Genomic DNA, 26498 nt, shown 5'->3' on the forward strand with positions numbered 1-26498 from the left:
TCTTTTGGATTGATTAATGAAACGGAAGTTACTTTTTTTATTTTTCGACATCATTTTTGTCGCCTTTTCTTTCCTTTTGCTGGCATGGCTGAAGCCTGGAACGCGGGCTGTGATCCTGCCGACATATTATGGTTGGTTCCTGTTGTTTTTACTGGTATGGGTTTTTGTTTCGTATTTTGCTAAGAAATATGATTCAGACAGGTTTAGCTTTTTTAAACAAAAAATTTTATCCATACTTCTTTCCAATTTCATCATCGTGGGTTTGGCAACAGCAGCCATGTACCTTTTTGGAGGCTATCAGTTTTCACGATTTCTTTTGTTAGGAACTGTTATTATTACAACCATTGTAGAGATTACCGGAGCTGCCATCATTTACGTTTTTAAGAGTTCTGTGGTTGTAGAGTATGATAACGATAAGCCGGTTGGAGACATCTATCAGGATACTTACAACAAAAAGCAAAGGCTGCCTTTGCGCAAGCACCAGAAAAAAAGTTCTCCGGGCGAGCAGCAGGAAATCGATACTGCCCTGCTCGATCTCGTTTATAAAGAAGAAGGTGAGGAGGTGGGAGCCTTCATTGGTGAATACATTAAAAAATCGAATGGGCTTCTTAAGATCGTTTCAACAAGCACTCGTTTTAATATTTCCATCCTGTCGCATACCTATGGCTGCCTTGTCAACCTTCATCGCATCAACGACATCCAGTATATCAATAAATTTTTTGAGGAAGCTAATACAAAGTTGCCAATAGGTGGGCTTTTTATGGGAAAAGCAGAAACGCATAAAAATCGTAAAGAACGCATCCTGAAGAAGTATTTTTTTCCGCTCAACTATTCGATCTATACAATCGATTTTATTTTGAAACGGGTCTTCCCTAAAGTTCTGGGTCTCAAGAAAATTTATTTTGGCATAACGAAGGGGCACAATCGTTTGCTTTCACGTGCCGAAACACTTGGCCGTCTTTATTCCTGTGGTTTTGAAGTGCTGGAAGAAAAATTTATTAATGGTCATTTGTTTTTCGCAGCCCGAAAAACGGGTAAACCATCGTTTCCAAAATCACCTACGTATGGCCCTATTATCCGGCTCAACCGTGTGGGCAGAGATGGAAAGATGTTTCATGTGTATAAAATGCGCACCATGCATCCCTTTGCGGAGTACCTGCAGGCCTACGTTCATAAGTTAAATGATCTGCAGGAAGGAGGCAAGTTTAAAGACGATTTTCGCGTGAGTACCATTGGGCTGATTATGCGCAAGGTGTGGATTGATGAGCTGCCTATGCTTGTTAACCTGCTCAAGGGCGAAATAAAGCTCGTGGGCGTGCGACCGTTGAGCCAACATTATTACAACTTGTATTCTGTCGAGCTGCAGCAAAAAAGAATAAAACACAAACCCGGATTGGTGCCTCCATTTTATAAAGATATGCCCAAAGAACTGGATGAGATTATGGAGTCGGAGATGCGCTATCTGGAGGCTTACGAAAAAGCTCCCTTTAAAACTGACGTTACTTATTTTTTCGCTGCTGTTGGTAATATCTTTTTTAAGCACGCACGAAGCAATTAATACCCCGAAGCACTATTTGCTTTATTTTTGCTTCCTATTTGTAAATGGTTATGACACTTCGATTTGGTAAATATTTTCGATTGGTGCTTATGAGCACGGTATTCATCCTATTGAATAGCTACGCCTGCAAGGCTCAATCTCTGCCCGGAACTACAGGATATTTCAACATTCCCTCAGCCGAAATTTATCCCGATCGTACATTATTTGTTGGAACCAATTTGCTTAACAAGGAATACAAAAAATGGGGCAATCCCGATTATCATGCAATGGATTTCTTTGTCACCACTACTTTTATCCCTTTCGTCGAACTCTCGGTGCGTTACTCCCGCATGATCGATTTGCCCGGAGAATTGTACAAGAGTACTGTTGGCGATAGAATGGCTTCCATCCGTGTGCGTCCGCTCAAAGAGGGCCGGTACCATCCTGCAGTAGTGGTGGGGCTGCAAAACTTTTTCACCACCCTGCAGTCGGGCGGTGCTTCTCATTTCAACTCTACCTATGTTGTTCTCACTAAGAATTTCCGTCTCAACACCTTTATCGACAGGGTGGGGGTGACGGCAGGTTACGGTTCCGATCTTTTTACTGCTGCCGATTACCAATTTCTCGGTCTCTTCTATGGTATCAATTTCTCGCCGAAAAATATGGATTTCCTGGAGCTGATGGTTGAGTATGATGCCGACAAGTGGAATGCCGGTGCACGGGTTACGATTTTGAAACACGTGGTCATTCTGGCGGGGCTTGAGGGGATGGATGCTTTTTCCGGTGGCATCAGCTACAAGTTTCAGTTGCCTTAAAAGGATTACTATTATTTTTCAAAGCAAAAAAACTTTATCATGTCTAAAAAATATCTGATTGGTGTGGTTCACGGGAGGTTCCAACCTCTGCACAACGACCATCTCAAATTTATCCTGGTGGCCTTCGAACGAGCCGAGCTAATGTATGTTGGCATTACCAATCCCGACACAAGCCTCACTGCCGCTGACGGCGCCGACAGCAACCGCTCGCAGCTTACGGCCAATCCCTGTACTTACTTCGAACGGCTGGAGATGGTGCGCCTGGCGCTGATAGAAGCCGGAATTCCGCAGGAGCGCTTTCGCGTGGTGCCGTTTCCCATCAACTTTCCCGAATTACTCACCAGCTACTGCCCGGCACATGCGGTATTTTTCCATACCATCTACGATGCCTGGGGCGATCGCAAACTCGAGCTGATGCAGGGCGCAGGCCTGCAGGTAGAGTTGCTCTGGAAAAAGCCGGAAGCCGAAAAAGGAATCAACGCCTCACAGATACGCTCGGCTATTGTTGCGCAGCAGCCATGGCAGCATATGGTTCCCCGGACTGTAGCACAATACCTCATTGAAAATAAAATTGATGAACGCATCCGTGCGATGAATGTGGGATAGTGAAGAGTAAAAGATCTGAGCCAGACTGTTAGGTGCAGGTCTTAAAAAAAATCCTCTGTTGTCTTTCGATAACAGAGGATTTTTTTGTAGAAGCCTACGGTTATTCAATCACTTCTACCAGAACTTGTCCTTTTTTGGTAATCTCGCCTATTGGCGTAGTGAAATCCTGTAATCCGTTGGCAGTCATTATCGCCTCAAAGGCTTTTCGGTTTTCTTTGGCTACCATGATCATCAGTCCGCCGTTGGTTTGTGGATCGCTGACGATGGCCTTAGTATTTTCACTGAGTCCGTTCAGATGCTGACAATAGTTCTGGTTATTGGTTTTGCCGCCGGCGGTAAGTAGCCCCATCTCTATGTATTCGTCCAGGTTGGGCAGCAACTTTACTTTCTGCAAGTCAATACGAGCCGAAACATTGCTGGCCTGGCAAATTTCGCCCAGATGCCCGATAAGTCCAAAGCCGGTAATGTCGGTCATGCTGTGTACAAAATCAAAACCCGATAGTTTCGCGCCAAAGTTGTTGGGCTGTTTTAAATAGCTAACCAGGATTTCCTCATCTTCCGGGAACAAAACGCCTTTTTTTAATGCCGTCGCCATGATTCCTGTTCCAATGGGTTTGGTGTGATAAATCAGATCGCCTGCCTGTGCTTTGTCATTGAGCTTAAGCTGCGATATTTTAGCTGTTCCCGTTATCGACATCCCAAAAAATACCTGTGGATTGTAGATGGTGTGCCCACCCAGAATGTTAATGTTGAGTTCGTGGCACAAGTCGCTGGCGCCTTTGATGATTTTACCGGCGATATCGGTGCCATCAAGCTCGCGTGGGTAGCCTAAAATGGCCAATGCGAATGTGGGAGTTGCTGCTTTGGCGTAGATGTCGCTGATGGCGTTGGCGGCAGCGATACGGCCAAATAGCTCCGGGTCGTCCACAATGGGCGTGAAAAAATCCAGGCTGTAAACCATGCAGTGCTCGTCGTCAATCTTCACGATGGCAGCATCTTCGTTGTTTCTAAAATCTGAAAGAATCATCGGGTTAGTCGGGGTGGTAATGTTGTTGATGATACCTGAAAGTTGGTTGTTTGGTACCTTACAACCACACCCTCCGGCTATGGAAAATTGGGTGAGTTTAAGCGGCGTAATCTCTGGTGTTGTTGGTTTCATAAAGGAATTCGAATTTCCGGTTAAATATGCAAATGTACTCGATTGACCTTTGATGACAGCAATTTTTTAGAAAATTTGGCTTTTCACTTTGAAATCTGTAAATAAACTTCGACTTTAAATATTTGAAAATTCCTCCCTTTTTCCTTTAGCCATGTTAAAAACTATGAATACATTTGACAGTTAATTTTTAAGAAGACTGGCGATTCTGCAATCTTAGCAGGCATAATTTCAGAAAAATGAGTAGTAGTTTCAACCAAACCATGCCCAATGGGGAGTCAGCGTTGCACATCCCTGTTGGCAACCTAATCAATGACATTAGCCTATGGGTTCAGATTATCGGTAGTGAGGGGCAGGTTGTCTTTACCAATCGCTTTGCCGAGCGCCTTAGCGGATACTCCGCACAGGAGTTTGCCAATGGCAATTTGTTGTGGGAGGTACTCTTTGCTGATAAGACGAAAGGTCTGCGCCTGAAAAATATTTGTCTGAATATTTTAAAGGATTCGCGTGGGTTTTCTAACAAGATGATCGAAATCGTGACGCGTGCCGGCGAAAAGAAACGACTTCTCTTTTCCCTGGATATTATCCCGCACGATAACGGCAATGATTCCGATGCCATCCTTATTGGAATAGATTACTCTGAAGCGACCAGGTTTTTGAGCGATCTAAAGGCCAGCGAGCAGCGTTACCACAACATATTTAGCCATGCGCCTGTCGGCGTTTTCCGCTCGTTGCGCGAAGGCAAATTTCTGGAGGTAAACGAAACTTTAGCGCACATGTTCGGCTTCGATAATGCCGATGAGGTATTGAAACAAATCAACGATATCGAACAACAGGTGTATTATGCTCCCGAGCTGCGCCGAACCATTGTTGCCGAAGTGGGTCATTCGTCCCAAATCCGATCCTATGAAACTATTTTTAATAACCGGCAGGGCAAACCTTTTAATGGTCGTATTAATATGAGTTCACGGTACGACACGGAGCTTGGCCAGTGGATTCTCGAAGGAACCGTCGAAGACATCACCGAACGCATTATTGCCGAGCGCAAGCTGCATGAAAACCTCCTGAAGTTTGCCACAATGTTCGAGAATTCGCCGGTAGCTATGTGGGAAATCGACTACTCTCAGGTGAAAATAGTTTTGAATGATCTCAAAAAATCCCATGCCGACCTGAAGAAGTTCTTTGGTGATAATCCCGATGAGCTTGTGCGCTGTCGAAGCCTGATCCGTGTTAACAACGTCAATGCAGCCACTTTAAAGCTTCTTGGCTACAGCCAAAAAAAAGATTTATTTTCGGACTTTTTTAAAACAACGCATAGCTGGTCGATCGAATCGGAGGTAAGCTCTATGCAGGCTTTCGCTGATGGTAAAGATACCTTTGAGCGCGAAATGATATTCAAAACCGTGAGCGGAGAAATTAAACATGTGATCGTGCGCTGGGTTCCCACCTCTCCCGTGCACGACTATAGCCATGTTTTGGTAAGCATGATCGACATTACCACTCATCGGCTTGAACAGGAAGCCTTGCTAAAAAGTAAAAACGAATTCGCCTCACTTTTTGATGCCATGGACGACCTGGTATTTATTTTTGATGAGGCAGGGTATTATAGTTTTGTGGCGCCCTCTAATGACGAGCTGCTGGCGGCACCACGCGAAGAACTCCCGGGAAAGTCTCTGCACGATTTTTTTGAGGGTGAACAGGAGGCCTACTTGATGGAAAATGTTCACAATTGTCTGCAGGAACAAAAAACGGTGAAGGTGGAATACAGCATGATGATCCAGGCCAAAGAGATGTGGTTTGAGGCTAAGCTTTCGCCGCTTTCGCTAAATACTGTCATCTGCGTGGCGCGCGACATCACCGAGCGGGTGCAGCGTGAAAAAGCCAGCCAGGTGATGCTCAATATTTCAAAAGCCGTTAGTTTTACAAATCAGATTTCCGACCTCTTTGAAATTATTCGTACTGAGATTTCTTCGCTCATCGACACACGTAACTTTTTCCTGGCGCTTTACGATGAACCATCCAACCGGCTGACTCTGCCGTATTTTATAGACGAAAAAGACCATTTCGATAGCTTCCCTGCCGAAAATTCAACGAGTGCTTTGGTGATAGAAACCAAAGAAAGCCTTTTACTCACTAGCGAGCAGATCATGCAACTCATCGATGCGGGAACAATAAAGGCTGTTGGTACCATTCCGCTGGTGTGGCTGGGTATTCCGCTTATGATCGAAGGGCGTGTGATAGGGGTGATGGCGGTGCAAAACTATCAGGATGCCAGTGCAATCCGCGAAGAGCATCGGCAGTTACTTCAGGTTATCTCGCCACAGATTAGTCTTTCGATAATGCGCAAACAGGCTGAGGAAAGGCTGTGCCGCTCGGAGCAGGAGCTGCGCAATGCCAACATTACCAAAGACCGGTTTTTTAATATTATAGCTCACGATCTCAAAAATCCTTTCAACGCTATCATCGGATTTTCTACCCTGCTGTGCGATGAGTGGAGCGACTTTGATGACGACGACAAAATTACCATGATTACCGCTATCCGCCAATCGTCCGAAAGTGCCTACAATCTGCTGATGAATTTGTTGGAATGGTCGCGTCTGCGTGTGGGAACCATCGACTATCATCCCGTCGAGACAAACATCAACAGCCTGGTGGACCTCAACATTTCACTGCTCAAACCCAACGCGGACAAGAAAAATATCCGTCTCACTTTTGAGCCTTGTGCTAATTATCAGGTCTTCGCCGATGTAAATATGCTGCGCACCATCATCCGCAACCTCCTCTCCAACGCCATCAAATTCACTTATGATTTTGGCATCATCCATATCACCATCTGCTCCGATCCAGAAAGCCCCGAAATGCTGAGGTTATCAATTGCCGACAGCGGCATTGGCATTGCTCCTGAGAAAATCGAAACACTATTTAACCTCACCGAAACACACACCACCGCAGGTACCGCCGGCGAGACTGGCACCGGCCTCGGACTGATTCTCTGTAAAGAATTTATCGACAAAAACCATGGCAAAATCTGGGTAGAGAGCACCGTCGGCACAGGCAGTACTTTTCACGTGACCATTCCGGTTTATGATGCTTCTAAAAAGCATTAAAAAAGTCGATTTTTAAAATGATAAGCTAATAACGTTGAATACATTAAACGATTTGTTTTTCTGCTAAGGTTGAAATTTTTGATAAGGTTTTTAGAAAAGAATGAAACCTTATTACCCGATTTTAAAATGTACAAAAAACACAAAATTTGGTACACATCCCATTAACATGCGACTTTTAGGTGGTAATGGTATTTGATTCGTTATCCAACTTCTTTCCCAACCCAAATTTGAAAACCCGACAACTTCTTCCTTCTCCCGCGTACTCCCTACGCCATGCTCCCTGCGCCATGCTCTTTGCTCCCTGCGCCCTGCGCCTTGCGCCTAGCTCAATACTCCACCTTTTCTCCTTCCACAACAATCGTCAACCGGCGCTTTTCTGCTTTCTCGCAGCGTCCTACAATCTTCGCGTCCACATCAAAAGATTTTGAAATTTGGATGATGCTGGCTGCTGTGGCGGTATCGGTGTAAATTTCCATGCGGTGTCCCATGTTGAAAACCTGATACATCTCACGCTTGGGTATTTTTCCTTCGGAATTGATCATTCGGAATAGGAGAGGAGTGTCAAATAAGTTGTCCTTGATGATGTGCAAACGATCCGTGAAATGAAGAATTTTTGTCTGGCCGCCACCGGTACAGTGCACCATTCCATGAATTTTGGGTCGCAGCTCTTCAAGAATCTTTTTGATGATGGGTGCATACGTCCGCGTTGGCGACAGCACCATGCGTCCGGCGTCCATGCCTGCTATTTCAGTAACATCGGTAAGATTGTGCTTGCCGGTATACACGAGGTTGTTGGGCACGTGATCGTCAAAACTTTCGGGATATTTTTCGGCGAGCGCGTGATTAAAAACTTCGTGGCGCGCCATCGTCAGGCCGTTGCTGCCCATGCCGCTGTTGTATTCGGTTTCGTAAGTTGCCTGCCCAGCCGAAGCCAGCCCCACTATCACATCACCCGCACCGATGCGGCGGTTGTCGATCACTTCGGTGCGCGGCATACGCGTCGTTACCGTAGAGTCGACAATGATGGTGCGCACCAAATCGCCTACGTCAGCTGTCTCGCCGCCGGTGCTGTAAATCATAACGCGCTGGCTGCGCATCTTCTCCAAAAATTCCTCGGTGCCGCTGATGATGGCTCCTATCACCTCGCCTGGTATCAGATGTTTGTTGCGCCCGATGGTGGAGGAGAGCAATATGCTGCCCGAAGTTCCCACACACATCACATCGTCCAGATTCATCACCACTGCGTCTTGCGCTATGCCTTTCCACACGCTCAGGTCGCCGGTTTCTTTCCAGTACATATAAGCCAGCGACGACTTGGTGCCGGCGCCGTCAGCATGCATCACGTTGCAGAACTTTGCATCGCCACCCAACATGTCGGGGACGATCTTGCAGAATGCTCCCGGAAAAAGTCCTTTATCGATGTTTCGGATGGCCGCGTGAACATCATCTTTTGTTGCAGAAACGCCTCTTTGATTATATTTGCTCTCCATTTGCTTTTTTATGTCAGAATGCAAACATACATTTTTTCGATCGGCCATCCCGGAATCGTTAGCTAACAGCAGGATGAAGGATTTTATTTTTATAAAGTTTTGCCGCCATGGACATTAGAGAGGTTCTGGTAAAATATTGGGGTTACCCCGATTTCCGTCCGGGACAGGAAGAGATCATTCGCTCGGTGCTCGATGGTAAGGATACGCTTGCGCTGATGCCTACCGGTGGCGGGAAATCCATTACCTATCAGGTGCCGGCTATGGCGCGGCCAGGTGTTTGCATTGTAATTTCACCCCTCATCGCATTGATGAAAGACCAGGTGGACAGGCTGAAAAAAATGAATATCAAAGCCTTCGCCATCTTCTCGGGAATGCATTACAACGAAATTGAGCTTGCGCTAAATAATGTGATGCATGGCGAAGGGAAATTCCTCTACATTTCGCCCGAGCGGCTTGCTACACCACTGTTTCGCGAAGCGCTGCTCCATATCCCCGTCAACCTGCTGGCCATCGACGAGGCGCACTGCATTTCGCAATGGGGCTATGATTTTCGGCCGCCATACCTGCAGATAGCCGAAGCTCGGCAGATCATCCCCGACGTTCCGTTGCTTGCCGTTACTGCTTCGGCTACTCCCGAAGTAGTGGATGATATTCAGCAGAAGCTTCTTTTTAAAACTAAAAACGTTATTCGGCAAAGCTTTCAGCGTGAGAATCTGTCGTATAATGTTTTGGAAGAAGAAAGTAAGAACGAAAAAGTGCTGGAGATTCTGCAAAAGATGCGCGGCTCGGCCATTGTCTATGCCGGCAGCCGGCGCCGCACTTATGAGCTGGCGCAGAGGCTCAACAAAAGAGGCATCACCGCCGATTACTACCACGCTGGCCTCGACAGCCAGCAGCGGCAACAGCGGCAAAACCGCTGGATGAGTGGAGAAGTGCGTATTATGGTTGCTACCAATGCTTTTGGGCTGGGCATCGACAAGCCCGATGTGCGCCTGGTGATTCACGTGGATCTGCCCACTTCTGTTGAAGCCTATTTCCAGGAGGCAGGCCGTGCAGGTCGTGATGGTAAGACGGCACATGCCGTGATGCTCTGGCAGGAATCAGATATTTTGGATGCTGAAAAGCAATTTGAGAATGCTTTCCCACCGCTCGAAGATATCCGCAACGTGTATCAGGCCCTCGGCAACTACCTTAAGCTGGCCGTAGGAAGCGGGCTCAATATGGGCTTTGATTTTGACATTGCCGACTTTAGCCGTCAGTATAACTTTGTGCCGGTGATTGCATACAACGCTCTGCGATTTCTCGAAAAAGAAGGCTATCTCATCCTTAGCGAAGGGCTGCATTTTCCCGCACGGATTCACGTTAAGCTTCAGGGTGATGATTTGTACCGCTATCGCACAACGCACGCTTCATTGGATGGCTTCCTTACTACAATTCTTCGGCTTTACACAGGTTTATTCAGCGAGTATGTCAAAATTAATATCAATGAACTCGCCCGTAAAATAGAACTACCGCTTGAGCAAACCGTAAAACTTCTGCAACAGCTCGATGCGTACGAAGTCATTAGCTTTATTCCGTCCAAAAGCAAACCGCAAATCATCCTCACCATCGAGCGTCTGGATGCAAAAGACCTCTACATCTCACCCGAAAATTACAAGCTGCGGCGCAAGACTGCACGCCAACGGCTGAATTCTCTGACGGCATTCCTCAAAAGCACTTCAACCTGCCGAAGCGTATTTTTGTTGGGATATTTCGGACAACGTAATGCGAGCCATTGTGGCCACTGTGATGTGTGTCGAAAGCGCAACCGACCCGACCTGAAGCAGGCAGAGTTGGATGCCGCTGTGCAACAGATTAAATCTTTATTACAAAAGCAGCCGTGCACTCCGGAAGAGCTGACAAAGCTGGTGCGAAACCTTACCGAAGAAAAGCTGATGCAGGTACTCGAGTGGTTGCTCGACGACGACAAGATTCATTACGACAAGCAACAATGCCTGCGCTGGGGAGATACGGAGTAGCTGAGAATTACCGCAGAGGCGCGGAGGCGCAGGGTTTTTTATTGTTTTCTCTGTGCCTCCGCGTCTTGGCGGTTCATTGCTAAATTTAATTTGTTTTGCTGTCGAGCATCAGCAGGTCGTTTACCACAATCTGTGTGTAATACTTCCGGTTGCCATCCTTGTCGTCGAAGACATTGGTTTCCAGTTTGCCTTCCACGGCTATCTGCTTTCCTTTTTTAAGATATTGTCCGGCTACTTCGGCAAGCTTTCCCCAGATTATCAGGTTGTGCCATTGCGTTTCGGTTACTTTCTCGCCTTTTTGGTTGGTGTAGGTGTCGGAGGTGGCCAGCGAGAAGCGAGCCATTTTGCGGCCATTAGCAATCTCTTTTACTTCGGGATCCATCCCCAGGTTTCCGATCAGGTGAACACTGTTTCTTAAACTTTTCATGATAGTAAGTATTTAATTAATAAATGAATAAATAATTATGAAGCAAAGATAGGGCGGGGCTTTCGCCTGATTCGGTTAATAAACATTTGTATCTGTTTCAAAGCGAATATAGTTGTTTATAACCGTTTACAAACGGATAAATCCAGGGTGTGGAGGCGCTGGGTTTTTATTAGAATTACCGCAGAGGCGGAGAGACGGAGAGTTTTTTATTGTTTTCTCTGCGTCTTCGCGGTTTATTTCTCTTTTTGATGGAAGTTACCACCGAGACGCAAAGGCGCAGAGCTTTTATTTGGGATTACCGCCGAGACGCAGTGCTTTTATTGTTTACTCCGCGCCTTCTCGCCTTTGCGGTGTGTTCCGTTTTGATGATTTACCGCAGTTAACTTCTCTTTTCTAAAAATCCAAATGACTCGCAACATTTGTTGACAACCCTTATGTGATTTTTTTGTTAGATTATAAAAACCTATCAAAAACAAAAATATGCTTTCCAACAAAATTACTTTTAAGAATAAAGACGGGCAGAACCTTTCGGCACGGCTGGAGCTTCCCGTGGATCAATCGCCTGCAGCCTTTGCATTGTTTGCGCATTGTTTTACATGCAACAAAAACTACAAAGCCATGCACAACATTAGCCGGGCGCTAACCGCTGCAGGTTATGGTGTGCTGCGTTTCGACTTCACAGGTCTGGGCGAGAGCGAAGGCGATTTCAGTGACACCAATTTTTCGGGAAATATACAGGATTTGTTGGCTGCTGCCGAAATGATGGCAGAGCGATACCAGGCGCCGGCAATGCTCATCGGTCATTCGCTGGGGGGTGCAGCGGCTATTTATGCGGCTGCTGAGCTGCCTTCGGTTAAAGCTGTTGTAACTATCGGAACACCTTCGAGTCCGAAACATCTCAAAAAAATGATCCTTTCACAGAAAAAGGACATCATCAAAACCGGAGTGGCAGAGGTAAACATTGGCGGAAGGAATTTTACCATCAAAAAACAATTTCTCGACGATCTTGAGGAAACCAACATGGAGCAGGTTTTACAGAAGTTGCGAAAAGCATTGCTCATCGCGCATGCACCGCAGGATAATGTGGTAGGCATCGATAATGCTGCGGAGATTTTTGTGGCTGCACGCCATCCCAAAAGTTTTGTCTCGCTCGATGGCGCTGACCATTTGCTGAGCGAAACAGCAGACTCAACCTATCTTGGAAATCTCATCGCTGAGTGGGCACGACGATACATCGATTTGCAGGTGACCGAATTGCCGGGTACAGAGCATCAGGTATTAGCCCGCATCAGTGGCGAAAATAAATTCACTACCCGCCTGCGCAGCGGTCAGCACCGGTTTTTGGCCGACGAGCCTCAAAGCGTTGGTGGCAGCGATTCCGGTCCTTCACCTTACGATCTGTTGGCAGCATCATTGGCCTCTTGCACCGCCATGACGCTTCGCATGTATGCTGATCATAAAAAATGGAAACTTACCGAAGTGGATGTGATGGTAGATCATGCTAAGACCCACGCTGACGATGGAATGCCCAATGAAGATGGCGCCACCGGGAAGATCGATAAATTTACCCGACACCTTGCGCTCAGCGGTGACCTCGACGAGAAGCAGCGCAGCCGCCTGCTCGAAATTGCCAACCGCTGTCCAGTGCACCGAACCCTACTCTCAGATATCCAAATAGAAACAACCCTGAAACCGGAAGAAAAATAAAACTGTGAGGGGAGGGAATGTTGTGAAAAGTAGAGGTTGTCAGGTTATCAAGTTGCAGGGTTGCCCGGCTTGCTTCAAGTTTGATTAAAAAATTGAAGAGGCCGTTTCGGTGGTGAAAAGTTCCAAAAATTTCATTCCGCGGTATGAGTTTCCCTTTTTGTTGAGCCGCGGACTCCACACGGCAATGCTGTATGTGTTGGGATGGATGGCGACGATTCCACCGCCAACGCCGCTTTTTCCTGGCAGCCCCACCTCGTAGGCAAATTCTCCGGACTCGTCGTAAAAGCCACACATCTGCATGATGGCATTGATTCGTTTGGCCTGACTCACAGTTAAAATCTCTTTGTCGTCACTTGTTTTTCGACCATGGTTTGCCAAAAAAAGGAAGGTTTTAGATAATTCCACACAACTCATTTCGATGGAGCAAAGCATGAAATAAAACTCCAGCACATCTTTCGGGTGATTATTGAGGTTTCCAAAGGATTTGATAAAATAGCACAGGGCAATGTTTCGATAGCCAATCGATTTTTCGGATTCCGCTATCCTGTGCGAATAATTGAGATAAGGGTTATCGCCCACATCCCTGATAAAAGTCATGAAATCAGCCAGAGGATTTTTTAAATTGCTAAGCAGGATATCACAAACCACCAACGCTCCGGCATTGATAAGCGGGTTTCGGGGTATCCCGTTGTCGGCTTCCAGTTGCACCAACGAGTTAAACGGCGAGCCTGAAGGCTCAACTCCAATTCTTTCCCATATTTTGCCACCCGGCAACTGGTAGGCCATGCTCAACGCAAGCACTTTGGCGATGCTCTGTATCGAAAAGCGGTCCGTTGCATTTCCATAACTGAATTGCCGGTTGTCGATCGTGCTCAGGCAAACTCCAAATTTATTTGGATCAACGAGGGCAAGCTCCGGGATATAGGACGCGAGTTCGCCCGCGTCTTCCTGCTTCATTATGGTATCAAAAACAGTTTTGATGGGTGTCTGAGAGCTCATTATTTATTTTTTTGTTAAAGATAAAAATAGCAGCGGCGTTAGTTTTTCATCACCCAGGCTTTTTCATACTTCTCACCCAGGCTCTTGCGTGCTTTCAGCGCCTCTTCCTTTGTGGCATAGCTGCCCAACGAAACGCGGAAATTATCGCCGGCTTTTATTATCGATGGACTTTTAAAACCACGACCCTTGTATTGCTGCACCTGTTGTTGGGCGATGGCTTCGTCAGTATAGCTGGCAATAATCAGATGGTAACGCACACCTGCTGTGCCAGCGGTGGTTTCTGTTGTCTTCACTTTATCGATGAGACGGCCGGCGGTTTGGTCGCTTCCGCAGATTTTTACTCCTTCGTCCGCTTCGGCTTCGGCGCCATACCACACTACGGCGTAACCTTCGAGCATGCCCACGCCAAAGGCTTTCCAGGTCATTTCCTTCCAGATGCCACGGTTCAGGATCAGATCGCGTGAAGCCGGCGAGGAGCTCCACAAGTCGAACACCACCGAGGGACGCGCATCCACACTCTCCCAAAAAGCTATCTCGTAGCCTTTGCCCGGATAGGTGGTCATTTCTTTGGGCTTGGAAGTCATGCAGGTACTATTGAAAATGTCTGTGCCATAGCAGCACTCCACCCAGTCGCCTTTCGCCGACCACGAGTGTAGGTTGCAATTGCCCGTGTCAGGACGGTTGTATTGCAGATCGCTTACATGCAGCTTGGCCACGTAGCACAAACTTTTGGAAAGTGGTATCTCGCTCATCCCATTGTCTTTGCGGTATTGGTTGAGACGATTGTACAACTGAAGTTCGTCGGCAGTGATGCAGAAGTCGTCGGGAATCTGATGCTGTGCGGTAATTGGCGTCAGGGCGCTGATCATCATCAGCAACAGCAAACCTATTTTCAGCTTAAAATTTTTCATGGCAGTGTATTAGATAATTTATTTGCAAAAATAGCAAAAGCCAACGGAAGTAATGATGGAAGTAATGAGAGTTTGTTATTTAGAATTTTTTAGGAATACAGTTCAGCTTAGGCTCTGTATGTTTTCTTGTTTAAAAGTTTCCTGTATTTTAATAGGCAAAGCCTAAAGAAATAGAAAGGACGAGGGCTTCGACAAGCTCAGCCACAACAGCTTCGTCCAAACGCCGGCTTGGACAGTTGCGGTTCGATATTGATTTTAGCTCTTTGCGACAAGCGCCGAGCGTCCTGCATTTCTTTACTTCGCCAGAGCGTTAATAGCAATCCACGCCATGAGTGCGGTAGAAGTTTCCAGGCTTTTTTCATCCACATCAAAAGTGCTGCTGTGCAAGCTGGAGGTAATGCCGCGCTCTTTGTTTGCCACGCCCAGTCTGTAAAAGCACGAAGGTACTTCGTTGGCAAAATAGCTGAAATCTTCGCCGGTCATACGCAGCGGCAAATCGATTACTTTATCTGCGCCAAGCAGCTCCTCAGCCCACTTTTTAACGTTGGTAGCTACCTCAGGATCGTTGTAAACAAAAGGATAACCCGGATCGATAAATACTTCGCAACTACCGCGCATGCCTTGTGCAATACTCTGCGCTATAGCGGTAATGCGCCGATGAGCCTCCTGGCGCCAGGCCTCGTCGAAGGTGCGCATGGTTCCGGCTATTTTTACCTGATCGGGGATTACGTTGGTTTGGCCGTTGGCGATAAAACGTCCGAACGAAAGTACGGTGGGCATGTCGGGCGAGGCCTGCCGGCTGACGATCTGCTGCAGCGCCACCACGATATGTGAAGCAATGAGCACCGTATCGACATGCAGCGATGGTTGTGCGCCGTGACCCCCTTTTCCTGTGATGGTTAGGTGTATCTCGTCGGTAGAAGCCATATAATCGCCAGCTCTTATGCCTATCATTCCGGCTTCGAGCTCCGGGTACACGTGCTGCCCGAAAACGTTTGCGGGCCGCGGGTTCTCCATTGCGCCGGCACGAATCATCTGTATGGCGCCGCCGGGGTAACGCTCTTCGCTGGGCTGAAAAAACAACTTGACAGTTCCTTCAAAATCATCTTTTAACGTCGAAAGTATGTGCGCCACGCCCAGCAGCGACGCGGTGTGCACGTCGTGGCCGCAGGCATGCATCACGCCCGGGTTTTGTGATTTATACGGAACGTCATTGGTTTCTTCTATGGCCAGTGCATCCATGTCGGCGCGCAAAGCGATGGTTTTCTTCTTAGGATTTCGCCCATAGATCATCGCTACGATCCCCGTTTGTGCAACGCCCGTTTGATGCGGAATATTCATTTCAGTCAATCGTGCCGATACAAAAGCTGCTGTTTCGTACTCCTGCATACTCAGCTCGGGGTGGGCGTGCAAATGCCGGCGCCAATTAATAAATTGCTGCAGATTTTCCCTGCTCAAAGCGCGTATCTTTTTCTTTATCTGATCCATAAAATGACTTTATTAAAAAAAACAAAAATAGAGGATTGAATCTATCTGGCGGTAAAATATGTTCTGTAGTTTCGCTTTCATCAGGAGATTCTTATTTTGGAGGGATGCAAAATTGTAAGACGATTAATCTTTAAAAACCAACAAAACGCTTCTTTGTGAGTTATTAATGCTATTATACAAAAATAATTTTCATAAAAAACAAATGGAAAGAGATACAAAAGAGATGCGTTTTGCGGTTCTCATCGATGCCGACAACATACCATACTCCAACATCAAAGGGATGCTGGATGAAATTGCAAAGCTGGGTACGCCCACTATCAAACGAATATATGGCGACTGGACCCGCCCCACCGTAGCGGGCTGGAAGCCGTCGCTGCTCGAACATGCCATAACGCCCATTCAGCAATATAGCTACACATCGGGCAAAAATTCCACCGACTCGGCCATGATCATCGATGCTATGGACATATTGCACAGTGAAAAGGTGAATGGATTTTGTCTGGTGTCGAGCGATAGCGACTTTACGCGACTGGCAATACGTTTGCGCGAATCGGGAATGTTTGTGGTGGGATTGGGGGAGAAGAAAACACCCAATCCGTTTATCGTGGCTTGCGACAAGTTTATCTACATCGAGATTATTGGTTCCAAAGAGCGTTCGAAATCTAAGACCAGCACATCTGCTACGTCTGAAACTATGGATTACGAAGAGATAGATCAGCGCTTTATAAACTTGCTCAAAGCATCCGTCGAAGATCTGGGAGACGACAGCGGCTGGGCTTTCCTGGCGGACCTTGGCAATCTGATTATTAAAAAGAAACCTGATTTCGACCCACGTAACTACGGCTTCATGAAACTGACGCCATTGATAAAATCCCTAAACCAATATTTTGAGGTTGACGAGCGCGACGTAGAGAATAAGCGCATCAAACACATTTATGTGCGTGTACGCAAAAAATAATGACCTGCTTGAATTCGCGGGCTATGGAAATGAAAGTAACGCTGAGAGTAAGGTTAGATCACAATCCAACAGATCATAAAAGAGACGCCCGGCCTGCTCCGACCAATCGGGGGTCGGGCGTCTTTACAAGCCCTGCAGCTCTGACAGCATTCACGGCGAAATTGTTGCAGGGATTTGTTTTGCAGAGGTTTTTAAAAAGCAGAAGCCAGGTCGGGTGTTGTGAATTTTATTAATTATTTCTTTTGGCTACTTTCCGCATGCAGACGGGGTTTTGACTTTTAATTTATCCATCGACAAAACAATTGCATGCCTTCAAACCTTCTATGTACTCTTCGATTTATTCATTCAATCAATTAGTACAAAATGCAAGAGAAAAAAATAAAATTCGCTACGAACGATAGTCCTGAATTTATTAAAGAACTGCGTGCCACCGTTCGTGCTTATTTCGAGGATCGGAAAATTTCACGTTTTGGCAATCGCAGTCTGTTTATCAAATCCATCGCGATGCTTGCGCTCTACATCATTCCTTATTTGCTGATGATTACGGGAGTTGTAACTGCTTTTCCGGTGTTGCTCGCTTTGTGGATATTAATGGGCGTTGGTATGGCAGGCATAGGTATGGGGCTGATGCACGATGCCAACCACGGCACTTATTCCGAAAATCCGCGATTAAACCGCTTGGTGAGTAAATCAATTTACATGTTAGGAGGGTTCCCGCCCAACTGGCGCTATCAGCACAATACAATGCACCATGGCTTTACAAACATCGAAGGCCACGACGAAGACATCAGTCCGGTAGGGATTTTACGGTTTTCGCCACACAAGCCGCTCTTCCGAATACATCGTTTTCAGCAGTGGTATGCATGGTTTTTTTATGGATTGATGACCATTAGTTGGGCTATCAACAAAGATTTCAAACAACTCGTTGGCTATCATCGGCAGGATGTGTTGCCCGGAGGCAAAGAGAGCTTCCCGCGGCTTCTCACCGATCTGATCATCGCCAAAATTCTTTATTTTACTGTTCTTCTGGTGTTGCCGATTATTTTTCTGCCGGTGGCGTGGTACTGGGTGGTGGCTTTTTTTCTCGCTATGCATTTTGTAGCTGGATTTATCCTCGGCGTTGTCTTCCAAACCGCTCATGTGGTGCCGTCATCCTCCTACCCGTTAGCCGACGAACAAGGAAACCTGGAAAATAGCTGGGCCATCAGCCAGCTAATGACCACGGCAGATTTCGCGCCCCGAAACAGGCTGCTTTCGTGGTATACCGGTGGGCTGAATTACCAGATCGAGCATCATTTGTTTCCCAACATCAGCCACGTTCACTACCGTCATTTGGCTCCGATGGTACAAGCTGCAGCCGCCAAATATAATTTACCCTATCATCAGCAAGGCAGCTTTTTAAAGGCTTTGCGCAATCATTACCGGATGCTGCGCCAGCTTGGACGCGGTGACGATTTACAACAAAATACCGTTACCGGAATTGGGGAGCAACCCGCACTGGCTTAGGGCAAAGTTTTGTTGATAAAGGTTTGAGAGGTTCAGCACCACGAGATGTCAATAGATAGAAATCCGGAAAGCACAATACAAATTTGCTTTCGTTAAACTGGCAGACAAAGGATTGTCTTACTTTTGCGGGAAAACATTTACTGATGAACCGTCAACAACTGATCGATCTGATCCGCCAAAAGCAGTCGTTCCTTTGCATAGGTCTCGACAGCAACCTGGACAAAATACCCCGCCATTTGCTTTCAACAGATGATCCGATTTTTGAGTTCAACCGGCAGATCATCGATGCTACACACGACCTGGCTATAGCCTACAAGCCCAATCTGGCCTTTTACGAAAGCCAGGGGAGCCGTGGTTGGCGAAGTCTGGAACGCACCATCGAATATCTTGCTACTCTGGGCGACAATATTTTTACGATAGCCGATGCCAAGCGTGGTGATATTGGCAACACTTCGGGGCAATATGCCAGGGCATTTCTGGCCGCACCACCCGAAGGGCTTGGCTTCGATGCCATCACGGTAGCTCCCTATATGGGCAGCGACTCGGTAGTTCCATTTTTATCTTATCATGATAAATGGGTGATCTTGCTGGCGCTCACCTCCAACCCCGGAGCTGACGATCTTGAAACACAGCCCATGCACGATGGACGGCCACTCTACGAGCACGTGCTGCGCGTTTCGCAGCAGTGGGGCGATGCCGAAAATATGATGTACGTGGCAGGTGCCACCCGTCCGGAGCTTCTCGGTTCGGTTCGCAAGCTTGTTCCTCGTCATTTTCTTTTGGTGCCTGGTGTAGGCGCTCAGGGTGGAAGCCTGCAGGAGGTTTGTCGTTATGGCCTCACGTCTGATTGTGGTCTAATTATAAATTCTTCGCGTGAAATTATCTTTGCTTCCGGTGTAGAAGATTTTGCTAAAGCTGCACGTGAACGAGCACTTACGTTGCGTCAGCAGATGCATAAGGAGCTGGAAAGGGTGGGTCTGATCTGATTATTATAAAAAAAGAACACAGATGACGCTGATTTTACAGATAAAGCACAGATAGAAAAACCACTATTGTCCGACTAAAAATTACAGATTCTTCGCTGCGCTACTAATGACAAGTTTTTGTAAATAATTGGAATGCAGTAGATTCCTCCTTTCAGTACTAATGACAAGTTTTTGTAAACAATTGAAAAGTAGTGGCTTCTGTTATAATGTGAGTCATTCTAAAATTCATTTGTTGTTTCAAAATGCATGCTTACTTTCTTTTGTCTTGATACAAAAGAAAGTAACAAAGAAAAGATCAAGGCTTAAAATTACTTTTGTGGTTTTCTATCGGCTCGGATTCCCCACGCGATACAAGCCGCGCCGACACACATGCCAACGCATGCTTCTGAATTGCTTACTAAAGGCCAACGCCGGAATCCTCACCTTGAAAACCTACAAAACTAATTTAATGCCCTCCTGTGCTTCGCAGCGGAACATTTTAGAAAAATGTAGAGAGTGAATTCTGTAAGTCAGCTCGGCAGAATCAAACCCCTTGTCATATCATTATGTGGACCATTTTTTTTGGTCTGGAGACTCAGAATGACAAATGTTCTGTGAGTTCTAGAGGGAAGAGGTGGTTGGCGGCAAAGCCGCCAACCACCACCTCCCTAAAAGCCCAAATGACTATCACTCTGAGCGAAATCCTGAAATTTCGGGATGGAGCGAAGAATCTATTTTATAAAAAGATGTATTTATCGGACAGTAATTAAAAAATCCGTGAATACCCGCCTAATCTGTGCCACCTGCGTTCCATTAAATATTATTCCTCAATGGCTTTTACGCCGGGCAGTTCTTTGCCTTCGATGTATTCGAGCATGGCGCCGCCGCCGGTAGAAACGTAGCTCACACGGTTTGCTAATCCATATTTGTTGATAGCTGCCACCGAGTCGCCGCCGCCAATGAGCGAATAGGCGCCTTTGTCGGTAGCTTCGGCAACTTTTTCAGCGATAGTGCGTGTTCCTTCGGCAAAGTTCTCCATCTCAAACACACCCATCGGGCCGTTCCATAATATAGTTTTGGATTTGCCAATGACTTCAGCGAAGCGTTTACGGCTCTCCGGGCCAATGTCCAGCCCCATCCATTCGTCAGGTATCTGATCGGCGGGGGCCGTTTTGTAGTTGGCGTCGTTTTCGAATTTGTCAGCGATTATTGCATCCGTAGGGATGAGCAGCTCTACCCCTTTTTCTTTGGCGTCGGCAATGGCCTGGCGGGCGGTGTCGATAAGTTCTTCTTCGAGCAGCGAGGTGCCGGTTTGTCCGCCTTGTGCTTTGATAAAAGTAAACATCATACCGCCGCCAATAATCAGGTTGTCGACTTTGTCGAGCAGGTTTTTGATGATCTCAATTTTTCCTGAAACCTTGGCGCCACCCAGTATTGCTGTGAAGGGGCGCTTTGGATTTTTCAGCACATTGTTGATGTGCGTCAGCTCGTTGGCCATCACATAGCCAAAATATTTGTCGTTGGGGAAAAAACTTGCGATGATGGTGGTGGAAGCATGCGCACGGTGCGCAGTGCCAAAGGCATCGTTTACATACACATCGGCCAGTGCTGCCAGCTCGCCGGCAAAATTGCGGTTGCCTTTGGTTTCTTCTTTATAAAAACGTAAATTTTCGAGCAGCAGCACTTCTCCGTTTTTCATAGCAGCAGCCATGCGGCGCGGCACTTCGCCGATGCAGTCGCTGGCAAACTTTACCTCGCGGCCAAGCCGCTCTGTCAAAGCCGGCACAAGATGTTTCAGCGAGTATTTTTCTTCAGGGCCTTCTTTGGGCCGACCCAGATGCGACATAATGATGGCCATGCCGCCGTCGTTCAGAATCTTTTTTATGGAAGGAATGGCAGCATCGATGCGCGTAAAGTCGGTGATGTTGCGGTTTTCGTCGAGTGGTACGTTGAAGTCGACGCGGATGATGGCGCGAAGTCCATTAAAATTAAGGTTATCAATAGTTTTCATAATAAAATTATTTTTTTTAAATTTTAGGATTTAATAATTCGATGCAAAAATAAGATAAACCAGCACAATTCTGAAGGACAAAAGAGAAAAGACAAAAGGACAAGTCATAGTTCACAATTTCCAAATCACAAATAAATTACAAAGAACAAATATCAAAATACCTGAGAGTTTGGGACATTGAGCTTTTGATTTTGAGATTTATTTGGAATGTTTACTCCGACTACCGGAGGTTGGAATTTATTGATAAAATGCAGGAAGTGAGAGGAAAGATCCATTCCAGCAAGACCCAAAGCATTTGTAACATTTCGGAACGGGGTTAAAAAGGTTTCCTACCTTTGCATAAAAGAAACTCTATATGAAATTTACCGGAACAATCCACAGTAAGCAACCAACCATTGCTACTTCTATTTTTGCCACTATGTCGGCGCTGGCTAACGAACATCAGGCGCTCAACCTTTCGCAGGGCTTCCCTGATTTTGATATCTCTGAAGAGATGATCAGCCGTGTGCATCATTACATGAAGCAGGGCTTTAACCAGTATGCACCCATGCCCGGTGTGCCTTCACTGCGAAAGGCTATCAGCAAGGTGGCGTCGCAGCTTCACGGCATTTCCTACGATCCCGAGACAGAAATCACCGTCACGGCCGGAGCCACGCAAGCCATCTTTACTGCCATTGCTGCTTTTATCCGCGACGACGACGAAGCCATTATTTTTGAGCCGGCTTACGACACCTACGCTCCAGCTGTAAAAGTAAATGGTGGCCGCGTAAAGTACGCCCACCTGCAAATGCCCGACTACACCATCAACTGGGAGCAAACTGCCCGGCTTGTTAGCAGCCATACCCGGATGATTATCATCAATACGCCGCACAATCCTACCGGTGCCGTTTTTAGTGCAGAAGATATGGAACAACTTAGCCGCCTCACACAAAATACCGACATTCTGGTGCTGAGCGACGAAGTGTACGAACATCTTATCTTCGACGGTTTTCAGCACGAGAGCGCTTGTCGTTATCCTCATCTTGCGCAGCGCAGCCTGGTGATTGGCTCTTTTGGTAAAACATTTCATGCCACAGGATGGAAGACTGGTTATGTGATGGCACCTGAAAATTTGACGAAAGAATTTAGAAAGATGCACCAGTGGGTGCTCTTTGCTGCCAACACTCCCATACAAATGGCGCTGGCCGATATGCTCGCAGACGAAAAAAACTACACTTCACTGGCAGATTTTTACCAGCAGAAGCGCGACTTGTTTCTTGATCTCATCGCCGGCTCCCGTTTCAAGGTGGTTCCATCGCACGGCACCTATTTCCAATGCCTCGATTACAGCGCCATCTCCGATGCCAGCGAAATGGATTTTGCCACCACGCTCGTTAAGCAGCACAAGATAGCCTCTATTCCGATTTCGCGATTTTATCACGATGGCAAAGACGATAAAATATTGCGTTTTTGTTTTGCTAAAAAAGAAGAAACACTTCGTAAAGCAGGCGAGATATTATGCAAGATTTAATTATAACACCGGTACAGGCTGATTTGGTGTGGGAAGATACCTCAGCCAACCTTGATAGTTTCGATCAACAACTTTCAAAAATAGCGCTGCCGACAGATTTGGTGCTGCTTCCTGAAATGTTCAACACAGGATTTGCGATCAATTCCGATCTCGCTGAAAAACCAGAAGGCCGCACCTTCACGTGGATGCAACAAAAGGCCCGGTCGTTGCAATGCGTTGTTACCGGAAGTGTGCTCACCGAGGAAAATGGGAAATATTTAAATCGCCTTTATTGGGTAACTCCTGATGGCAACTACCAGACTTACGACAAACGGCATCTCTTCAGATTGACCAAGGAGTGGGAGGTGTTTACAGGTGGCAACAGTTTGCTCACCGTGACGCTAAAGGGTTGGAAAATCAGGCCGCTGATTTGCTACGACCTGCGTTTCCCGGTGTGGGCTCGCAACCGCTACCGCGATGGAAACTTCGATTATGATTTGTTGATCTATATTGCCAACTGGCCAACCGTTCGCAGCCATGCCTGGCAGCAACTTCTCATGGCCCGTGCCATCGAAAACCAGTCTTTTGTTGTTGGTGTAAACCGGATAGGCACCGACGGCAACAACATCCACCACACAGGCCACAGCGCCATCCTCGACGCCGAGGGGAAATGTCTTTACCAGGCGCCAGACGATACTCCGTCAGCACCCAACATCATCCTTAGCCCTGACCAGCTTCTCGAAAACCGCAAGCGCTTTGGTTTTTATATGGATTGGGATGAGTTTGAGGTGAAGGGCGTGGAGTAAAAGCGAAATTGTTTATTGATTAAAGCCAATAGCATAATAGCAATATCTAACGTAGGCTTACTCTATGATTATTAAAAAACAAGGAGTTATCCAGGCTATCAATTTTATAAACATCGACACCCCTTTCCTTTATTAATAAATCATCCACATGTAAACTTGCTGTAGCGTCCTCTTTTCCTTTCGAGACGATATAAACCCTGTTTTTAGGATATTTTACCGTAAACACGCCTTCTGCCAGCGACCAATTATTGTTTATCACTTCTGCCTGATCAGGGAAAAAAGTAGTCGTGTACCACGTGTTGTTAATTTCATCAAATTCTTCAACAATTACCCTAAACCACATATTCAATGCATCCGGCTCGCCATTAAACATCCACATGCTAAATTCATATTCTTTGTCTTTCTGAAAAGTATTTGGAGGAAATTCAGCAAAAACGTTCTTGCCTTTTTTAATTGATGTAAAACTACCTTGTCCTCTGAATGAGGTGTCCGAACTTATGTTTTCAAAGTTATTAAAGTACAAGACGGAACCTGGCCTGGTAACATAAAATTCATCTTGTTGCGCAAGGTCGGATAACTTTTCCTGAAAATCGTTGATTACTTTGTTTCTGTCATCGCTAAACAAATCATCAAATTCAATTTGCAATAATTCGAACTTGTCATTTTTAGAGATTGATCTTCCTTTTTCAAGAATCATTTGTTCGTATTGCGTAAAGCTATTTCCTGTTTTTACAATAAGAAATGGCTTTTTGTTGGGAAGATTATCGGTAATTTTTTTAGAATAATAATTAGGAGTTACTATTTGAACGATTTTTTTACTTTCCTCCACAGATGTCCGCGTCAGATTGGCGCAAACATTTGGTATTCCGGTATGGTAGGAGAGGGCTAGTGAGTTTCGGATAGCTTCATCATTTCTTGGTCGGGCATAGCTTTCAGAGCCTTGATAATAGAAAGGAATAGATATTATTGCCTGATAATCATCAGGGTTAATGCGAGCGATGGATTTTGTGAATTCCTGGGTTAACAGATCCTCATTAAACAGGTTAGGGGTTTTTGTTATGCTTTTTGCTACATCAATGTGGTAGTAAAACCCCTCGACATAGCTTGTCCCAAGCAGCAAAACAATGAATAATATTCCAAAAGTCCTTTTCTTTTTATCCTTATGATTTAGAACTTTTGTTTGAAAAGCATAGGCTGCAAAAGCTGTAAAAGCAAAATAGAATGGCCATACAAATCTGCCTGTTGCTCTGAATTGTTTAAGTATTGGCAATAGTTCAAGGAGTTTTGGGAACTGTTTAAATGGTATTCCCATGGCAAACAAAAGCACAATAAAAGATGCAAATAAAGAGATGTTTAATCGTCTGTTGTCGAAAATGGTTTTTAGCAAAGCCCTTGCGTTTGTATTAAAAAAGCTTAACAATAATGTGATTACCACAGCGATGAATAGCAGACTATTAAACAAACCAACATACCCCCATGCTTCCCATTGCAAACTTATAATCTCGCCGGTTAATTTATTTAACAGAGGGCCAAAAGGTTTATGATGGGGTATTAAAATATCGTCGAATTCAGCATTGTAAAGAAAAAAGCCTGAAGGATTATTCGTTCTTCCGGCATGCGTATCGGTTAAAGCAGCATACGAATAAAATAAAATAACCGGCAGAACTATCGCCAGTGCAAGCAAGATGTAGTTGATTAGTTTTTCCCTTCTTTGCTTGTCCGACAATATCTGCAAAAGTGCTATTGAGAATAAAAATGAAATTACAATGACCCCCAGGTATGCATGAATAAACATCCAAAAGATATTGCTTATGAAGAGCAGGATAAGGTAGATTTTACGTGTGTTTTTGATGACCTTTAAGGTAATTAGCCACGATAAAGGAATGGCCACACTGTATGATAGGGCCAGGTGTCCACCTAAACGAAATATTTGCGGGGCCAGCAATGTTATGCTGATACTGAAAAACACGCTCATCCATTTGTTTACTTTTAATTCAACCAGGAGAAGATAAGTAATGACAAAAGTGAAAAGGATGGATAGAATCATCAGAATGTTCAAGAGCCCAACAGAATGAGATATGAAAAATGGTGCTTTGACAGACAGAAACTTGAATGCGTTTGATACTATCGGGTGACAGTCGGTATATAAATAATTCTCCCCATACGGATAGTTCATTCCCTCAAAGTTTGTATAGGTGCTGTCGTGCCTGATGTGATAGGCATAGGTGAAATAGTTTTTTATCCCATCACCGCTGTCGCTAAAGATAACGTCATTTGGATTTGATAAAACCTTGCCATAAAATGAAGCAACGATGACCATCCCGGCTAATGTTATAATTGCAAAAGGCAATAGGCTAGTGAATCTTTTTTTCATTACATCAAAATTCAAATTTATCGAATCGTATTTCATTTTCAAAGGTTCAATTTCAAGTCGTCAAAAGTAAAAACTATTCTCATTGTCAAAAACAGTGACCTCTATTTTCTAATCTCTCTCTCTTCTGA

19 protein-coding genes are annotated in these 26498 nt (G+C 45.8%); 11 read left to right on the plus strand and 8 right to left on the minus strand.

The window, feature by feature from the left end; genetic code table 11:
• Positions 1-16: 16 nt before the first annotated feature.
• From VFC92_07920 to VFC92_07930, 3 genes are read left to right on the plus strand one after another with little or no spacing between them, the layout of a single operon-like run.
• Positions 17-1558: a sugar transferase gene (locus tag VFC92_07920; GenBank protein HZK08114.1), complete on the plus strand. Its 1542-nt coding sequence runs from the start codon at positions 17-19 to the stop codon at positions 1556-1558.
• Between the two features lie 50 nt (positions 1559-1608).
• Positions 1609-2352, plus strand: coding sequence for a YjbH domain-containing protein (locus tag VFC92_07925; GenBank protein HZK08115.1), 744 nt, complete (start codon positions 1609-1611; stop codon positions 2350-2352).
• Between the two features lie 39 nt (positions 2353-2391).
• Entirely contained in the window at positions 2392-2958 is a 567-nt protein-coding gene (locus VFC92_07930) for a hypothetical protein (GenBank protein ID HZK08116.1), read from the plus strand.
• Between the two features lie 100 nt (positions 2959-3058).
• Here the strand turns inward: VFC92_07930 and selD are convergent, their stop codons facing one another.
• Positions 3059-4117, minus strand: a complete 1059-nt coding sequence (selD, locus tag VFC92_07935; protein HZK08117.1) for a selenide, water dikinase SelD — start codon at positions 4115-4117, stop codon at positions 3059-3061.
• Positions 4118-4353: 236 nt separating this feature from the next.
• On the opposite strand from selD, the gene VFC92_07940 reads away from it, so the two are divergent.
• Positions 4354-7221 carry a PAS domain S-box protein gene (locus VFC92_07940; GenBank protein HZK08118.1) on the plus strand — a complete coding sequence of 956 codons (2868 nt, stop codon included), beginning with the start codon at positions 4354-4356 and terminating at the stop codon, positions 7219-7221.
• Between the two features lie 326 nt (positions 7222-7547).
• Here VFC92_07940 and VFC92_07945 read toward each other — a convergent pair whose 3' ends face one another.
• Complete coding sequence (locus VFC92_07945) at positions 7548-8711, minus strand: AIR synthase related protein (GenBank protein HZK08119.1); 1164 nt, start codon at positions 8709-8711, stop codon at positions 7548-7550.
• A 107-nt stretch (positions 8712-8818) separates the two neighbouring features.
• On the opposite strand from VFC92_07945, the gene VFC92_07950 reads away from it, so the two are divergent.
• On the plus strand, positions 8819-10729 hold the full coding sequence (locus VFC92_07950) for a RecQ family ATP-dependent DNA helicase (GenBank protein HZK08120.1): 1911 nt from the start codon (positions 8819-8821) through the stop codon (positions 10727-10729).
• Between the two features lie 85 nt (positions 10730-10814).
• Here VFC92_07950 and ssb read toward each other — a convergent pair whose 3' ends face one another.
• The gene (gene ssb / locus VFC92_07955; GenBank protein ID HZK08121.1) at positions 10815-11156 is read right to left on the minus strand and encodes a single-stranded DNA-binding protein; all 342 of its coding nucleotides are present in this window, start codon (positions 11154-11156) and stop codon (positions 10815-10817) included.
• Positions 11157-11636: 480 nt separating this feature from the next.
• On the opposite strand from ssb, the gene VFC92_07960 reads away from it, so the two are divergent.
• Positions 11637-12863, plus strand: coding sequence for a bifunctional alpha/beta hydrolase/OsmC family protein (locus VFC92_07960; GenBank protein HZK08122.1), 1227 nt, complete (start codon positions 11637-11639; stop codon positions 12861-12863).
• 84 nt (positions 12864-12947) lie between these two features.
• Here VFC92_07960 and VFC92_07965 read toward each other — a convergent pair whose 3' ends face one another.
• From VFC92_07965 to VFC92_07975, 3 genes are all read right to left on the minus strand, one after another.
• A complete protein-coding gene (locus tag VFC92_07965) occupies positions 12948-13862 on the minus strand; it encodes a glutaminase (protein HZK08123.1) in 915 nt (304 codons plus the stop codon).
• Positions 13863-13900: 38 nt separating this feature from the next.
• Positions 13901-14773, minus strand: coding sequence for an SPOR domain-containing protein (locus VFC92_07970; GenBank protein HZK08124.1), 873 nt, complete (start codon positions 14771-14773; stop codon positions 13901-13903).
• Between the two features lie 294 nt (positions 14774-15067).
• The gene (locus VFC92_07975; protein HZK08125.1) at positions 15068-16261 is read right to left on the minus strand and encodes an amidohydrolase; all 1194 of its coding nucleotides are present in this window, start codon (positions 16259-16261) and stop codon (positions 15068-15070) included.
• Positions 16262-16463: 202 nt separating this feature from the next.
• Here VFC92_07975 and VFC92_07980 point away from each other — a divergent pair, with 202 nt between their 5' ends.
• From VFC92_07980 to pyrF, 3 genes are all read left to right on the plus strand, one after another.
• Positions 16464-17219, plus strand: a complete 756-nt coding sequence (locus tag VFC92_07980) for an NYN domain-containing protein (GenBank protein HZK08126.1) — start codon at positions 16464-16466, stop codon at positions 17217-17219.
• A 363-nt stretch (positions 17220-17582) separates the two neighbouring features.
• Positions 17583-18725 carry an acyl-CoA desaturase gene (locus VFC92_07985; GenBank protein HZK08127.1) on the plus strand — a complete coding sequence of 381 codons (1143 nt, stop codon included), beginning with the start codon at positions 17583-17585 and terminating at the stop codon, positions 18723-18725.
• Positions 18726-18868: 143 nt separating this feature from the next.
• Positions 18869-19711, plus strand: coding sequence for an orotidine-5'-phosphate decarboxylase (gene pyrF, locus VFC92_07990; GenBank protein HZK08128.1), 843 nt, complete (start codon positions 18869-18871; stop codon positions 19709-19711).
• Between the two features lie 799 nt (positions 19712-20510).
• Here pyrF and VFC92_07995 read toward each other — a convergent pair.
• A complete protein-coding gene (locus tag VFC92_07995; protein ID HZK08129.1) occupies positions 20511-21701 on the minus strand; it encodes a phosphoglycerate kinase in 1191 nt (396 codons plus the stop codon).
• Between the two features lie 355 nt (positions 21702-22056).
• Here VFC92_07995 and VFC92_08000 point away from each other — a divergent pair, with 355 nt between their 5' ends.
• The gene (locus VFC92_08000; GenBank protein ID HZK08130.1) at positions 22057-23211 is read left to right on the plus strand and encodes a methionine aminotransferase; all 1155 of its coding nucleotides are present in this window, start codon (positions 22057-22059) and stop codon (positions 23209-23211) included.
• Positions 23199-23996, plus strand: coding sequence for an amidohydrolase (locus VFC92_08005; GenBank protein ID HZK08131.1), 798 nt, complete (start codon positions 23199-23201; stop codon positions 23994-23996). The genes VFC92_08000 and VFC92_08005 overlap by 13 nt, the downstream gene beginning before the upstream one ends.
• A gap of 46 nt (positions 23997-24042) precedes the next feature.
• On the opposite strand, the gene VFC92_08010 is transcribed toward VFC92_08005, so the two are convergent.
• Positions 24043-26370 carry a hypothetical protein gene (locus VFC92_08010; protein ID HZK08132.1) on the minus strand — a complete coding sequence of 776 codons (2328 nt, stop codon included), beginning with the start codon at positions 26368-26370 and terminating at the stop codon, positions 24043-24045.
• Positions 26371-26498: the final 128 nt, after the last annotated feature.

The organism is Bacteroidales bacterium, assembly GCA_035647615.1.
Taxonomy (GTDB): Bacteria; Bacteroidota; Bacteroidia; order Bacteroidales; family 4484-276; genus SABY01.

Coding starts and splice junctions, on each gene's coding strand:
- VFC92_08005 (HZK08131.1), top strand. CDS start 23,199: ATGCAAGATTTAATTATAACACCGGTACAGGCTGATTTGGTGTGGGAA.
- VFC92_07960 (HZK08122.1), top strand. CDS start 11,637: ATGCTTTCCAACAAAATTACTTTTAAGAATAAAGACGGGCAGAACCTT.
- VFC92_07925 (HZK08115.1), top strand. CDS start 1,609: ATGACACTTCGATTTGGTAAATATTTTCGATTGGTGCTTATGAGCACG.
- VFC92_07985 (HZK08127.1), top strand. CDS start 17,583: ATGCAAGAGAAAAAAATAAAATTCGCTACGAACGATAGTCCTGAATTT.
- VFC92_07970 (HZK08124.1), bottom strand. CDS start 14,773: ATGAAAAATTTTAAGCTGAAAATAGGTTTGCTGTTGCTGATGATGATC.
- selD (HZK08117.1), bottom strand. CDS start 4,117: ATGAAACCAACAACACCAGAGATTACGCCGCTTAAACTCACCCAATTT.
- VFC92_07980 (HZK08126.1), top strand. CDS start 16,464: ATGGAAAGAGATACAAAAGAGATGCGTTTTGCGGTTCTCATCGATGCC.
- VFC92_07975 (HZK08125.1), bottom strand. CDS start 16,261: ATGGATCAGATAAAGAAAAAGATACGCGCTTTGAGCAGGGAAAATCTG.
- VFC92_08010 (HZK08132.1), bottom strand. CDS start 26,370: ATGAAAAAAAGATTCACTAGCCTATTGCCTTTTGCAATTATAACATTA.
- VFC92_07930 (HZK08116.1), top strand. CDS start 2,392: ATGTCTAAAAAATATCTGATTGGTGTGGTTCACGGGAGGTTCCAACCT.
- ssb (HZK08121.1), bottom strand. CDS start 11,156: ATGAAAAGTTTAAGAAACAGTGTTCACCTGATCGGAAACCTGGGGATG.
- VFC92_07995 (HZK08129.1), bottom strand. CDS start 21,701: ATGAAAACTATTGATAACCTTAATTTTAATGGACTTCGCGCCATCATC.
- VFC92_07920 (HZK08114.1), top strand. CDS start 17: ATGAAACGGAAGTTACTTTTTTTATTTTTCGACATCATTTTTGTCGCC.
- VFC92_07950 (HZK08120.1), top strand. CDS start 8,819: ATGGACATTAGAGAGGTTCTGGTAAAATATTGGGGTTACCCCGATTTC.
- VFC92_07940 (HZK08118.1), top strand. CDS start 4,354: ATGAGTAGTAGTTTCAACCAAACCATGCCCAATGGGGAGTCAGCGTTG.
- VFC92_07965 (HZK08123.1), bottom strand. CDS start 13,862: ATGAGCTCTCAGACACCCATCAAAACTGTTTTTGATACCATAATGAAG.
- VFC92_08000 (HZK08130.1), top strand. CDS start 22,057: ATGAAATTTACCGGAACAATCCACAGTAAGCAACCAACCATTGCTACT.
- VFC92_07945 (HZK08119.1), bottom strand. CDS start 8,711: ATGGAGAGCAAATATAATCAAAGAGGCGTTTCTGCAACAAAAGATGAT.
- pyrF (HZK08128.1), top strand. CDS start 18,869: ATGAACCGTCAACAACTGATCGATCTGATCCGCCAAAAGCAGTCGTTC.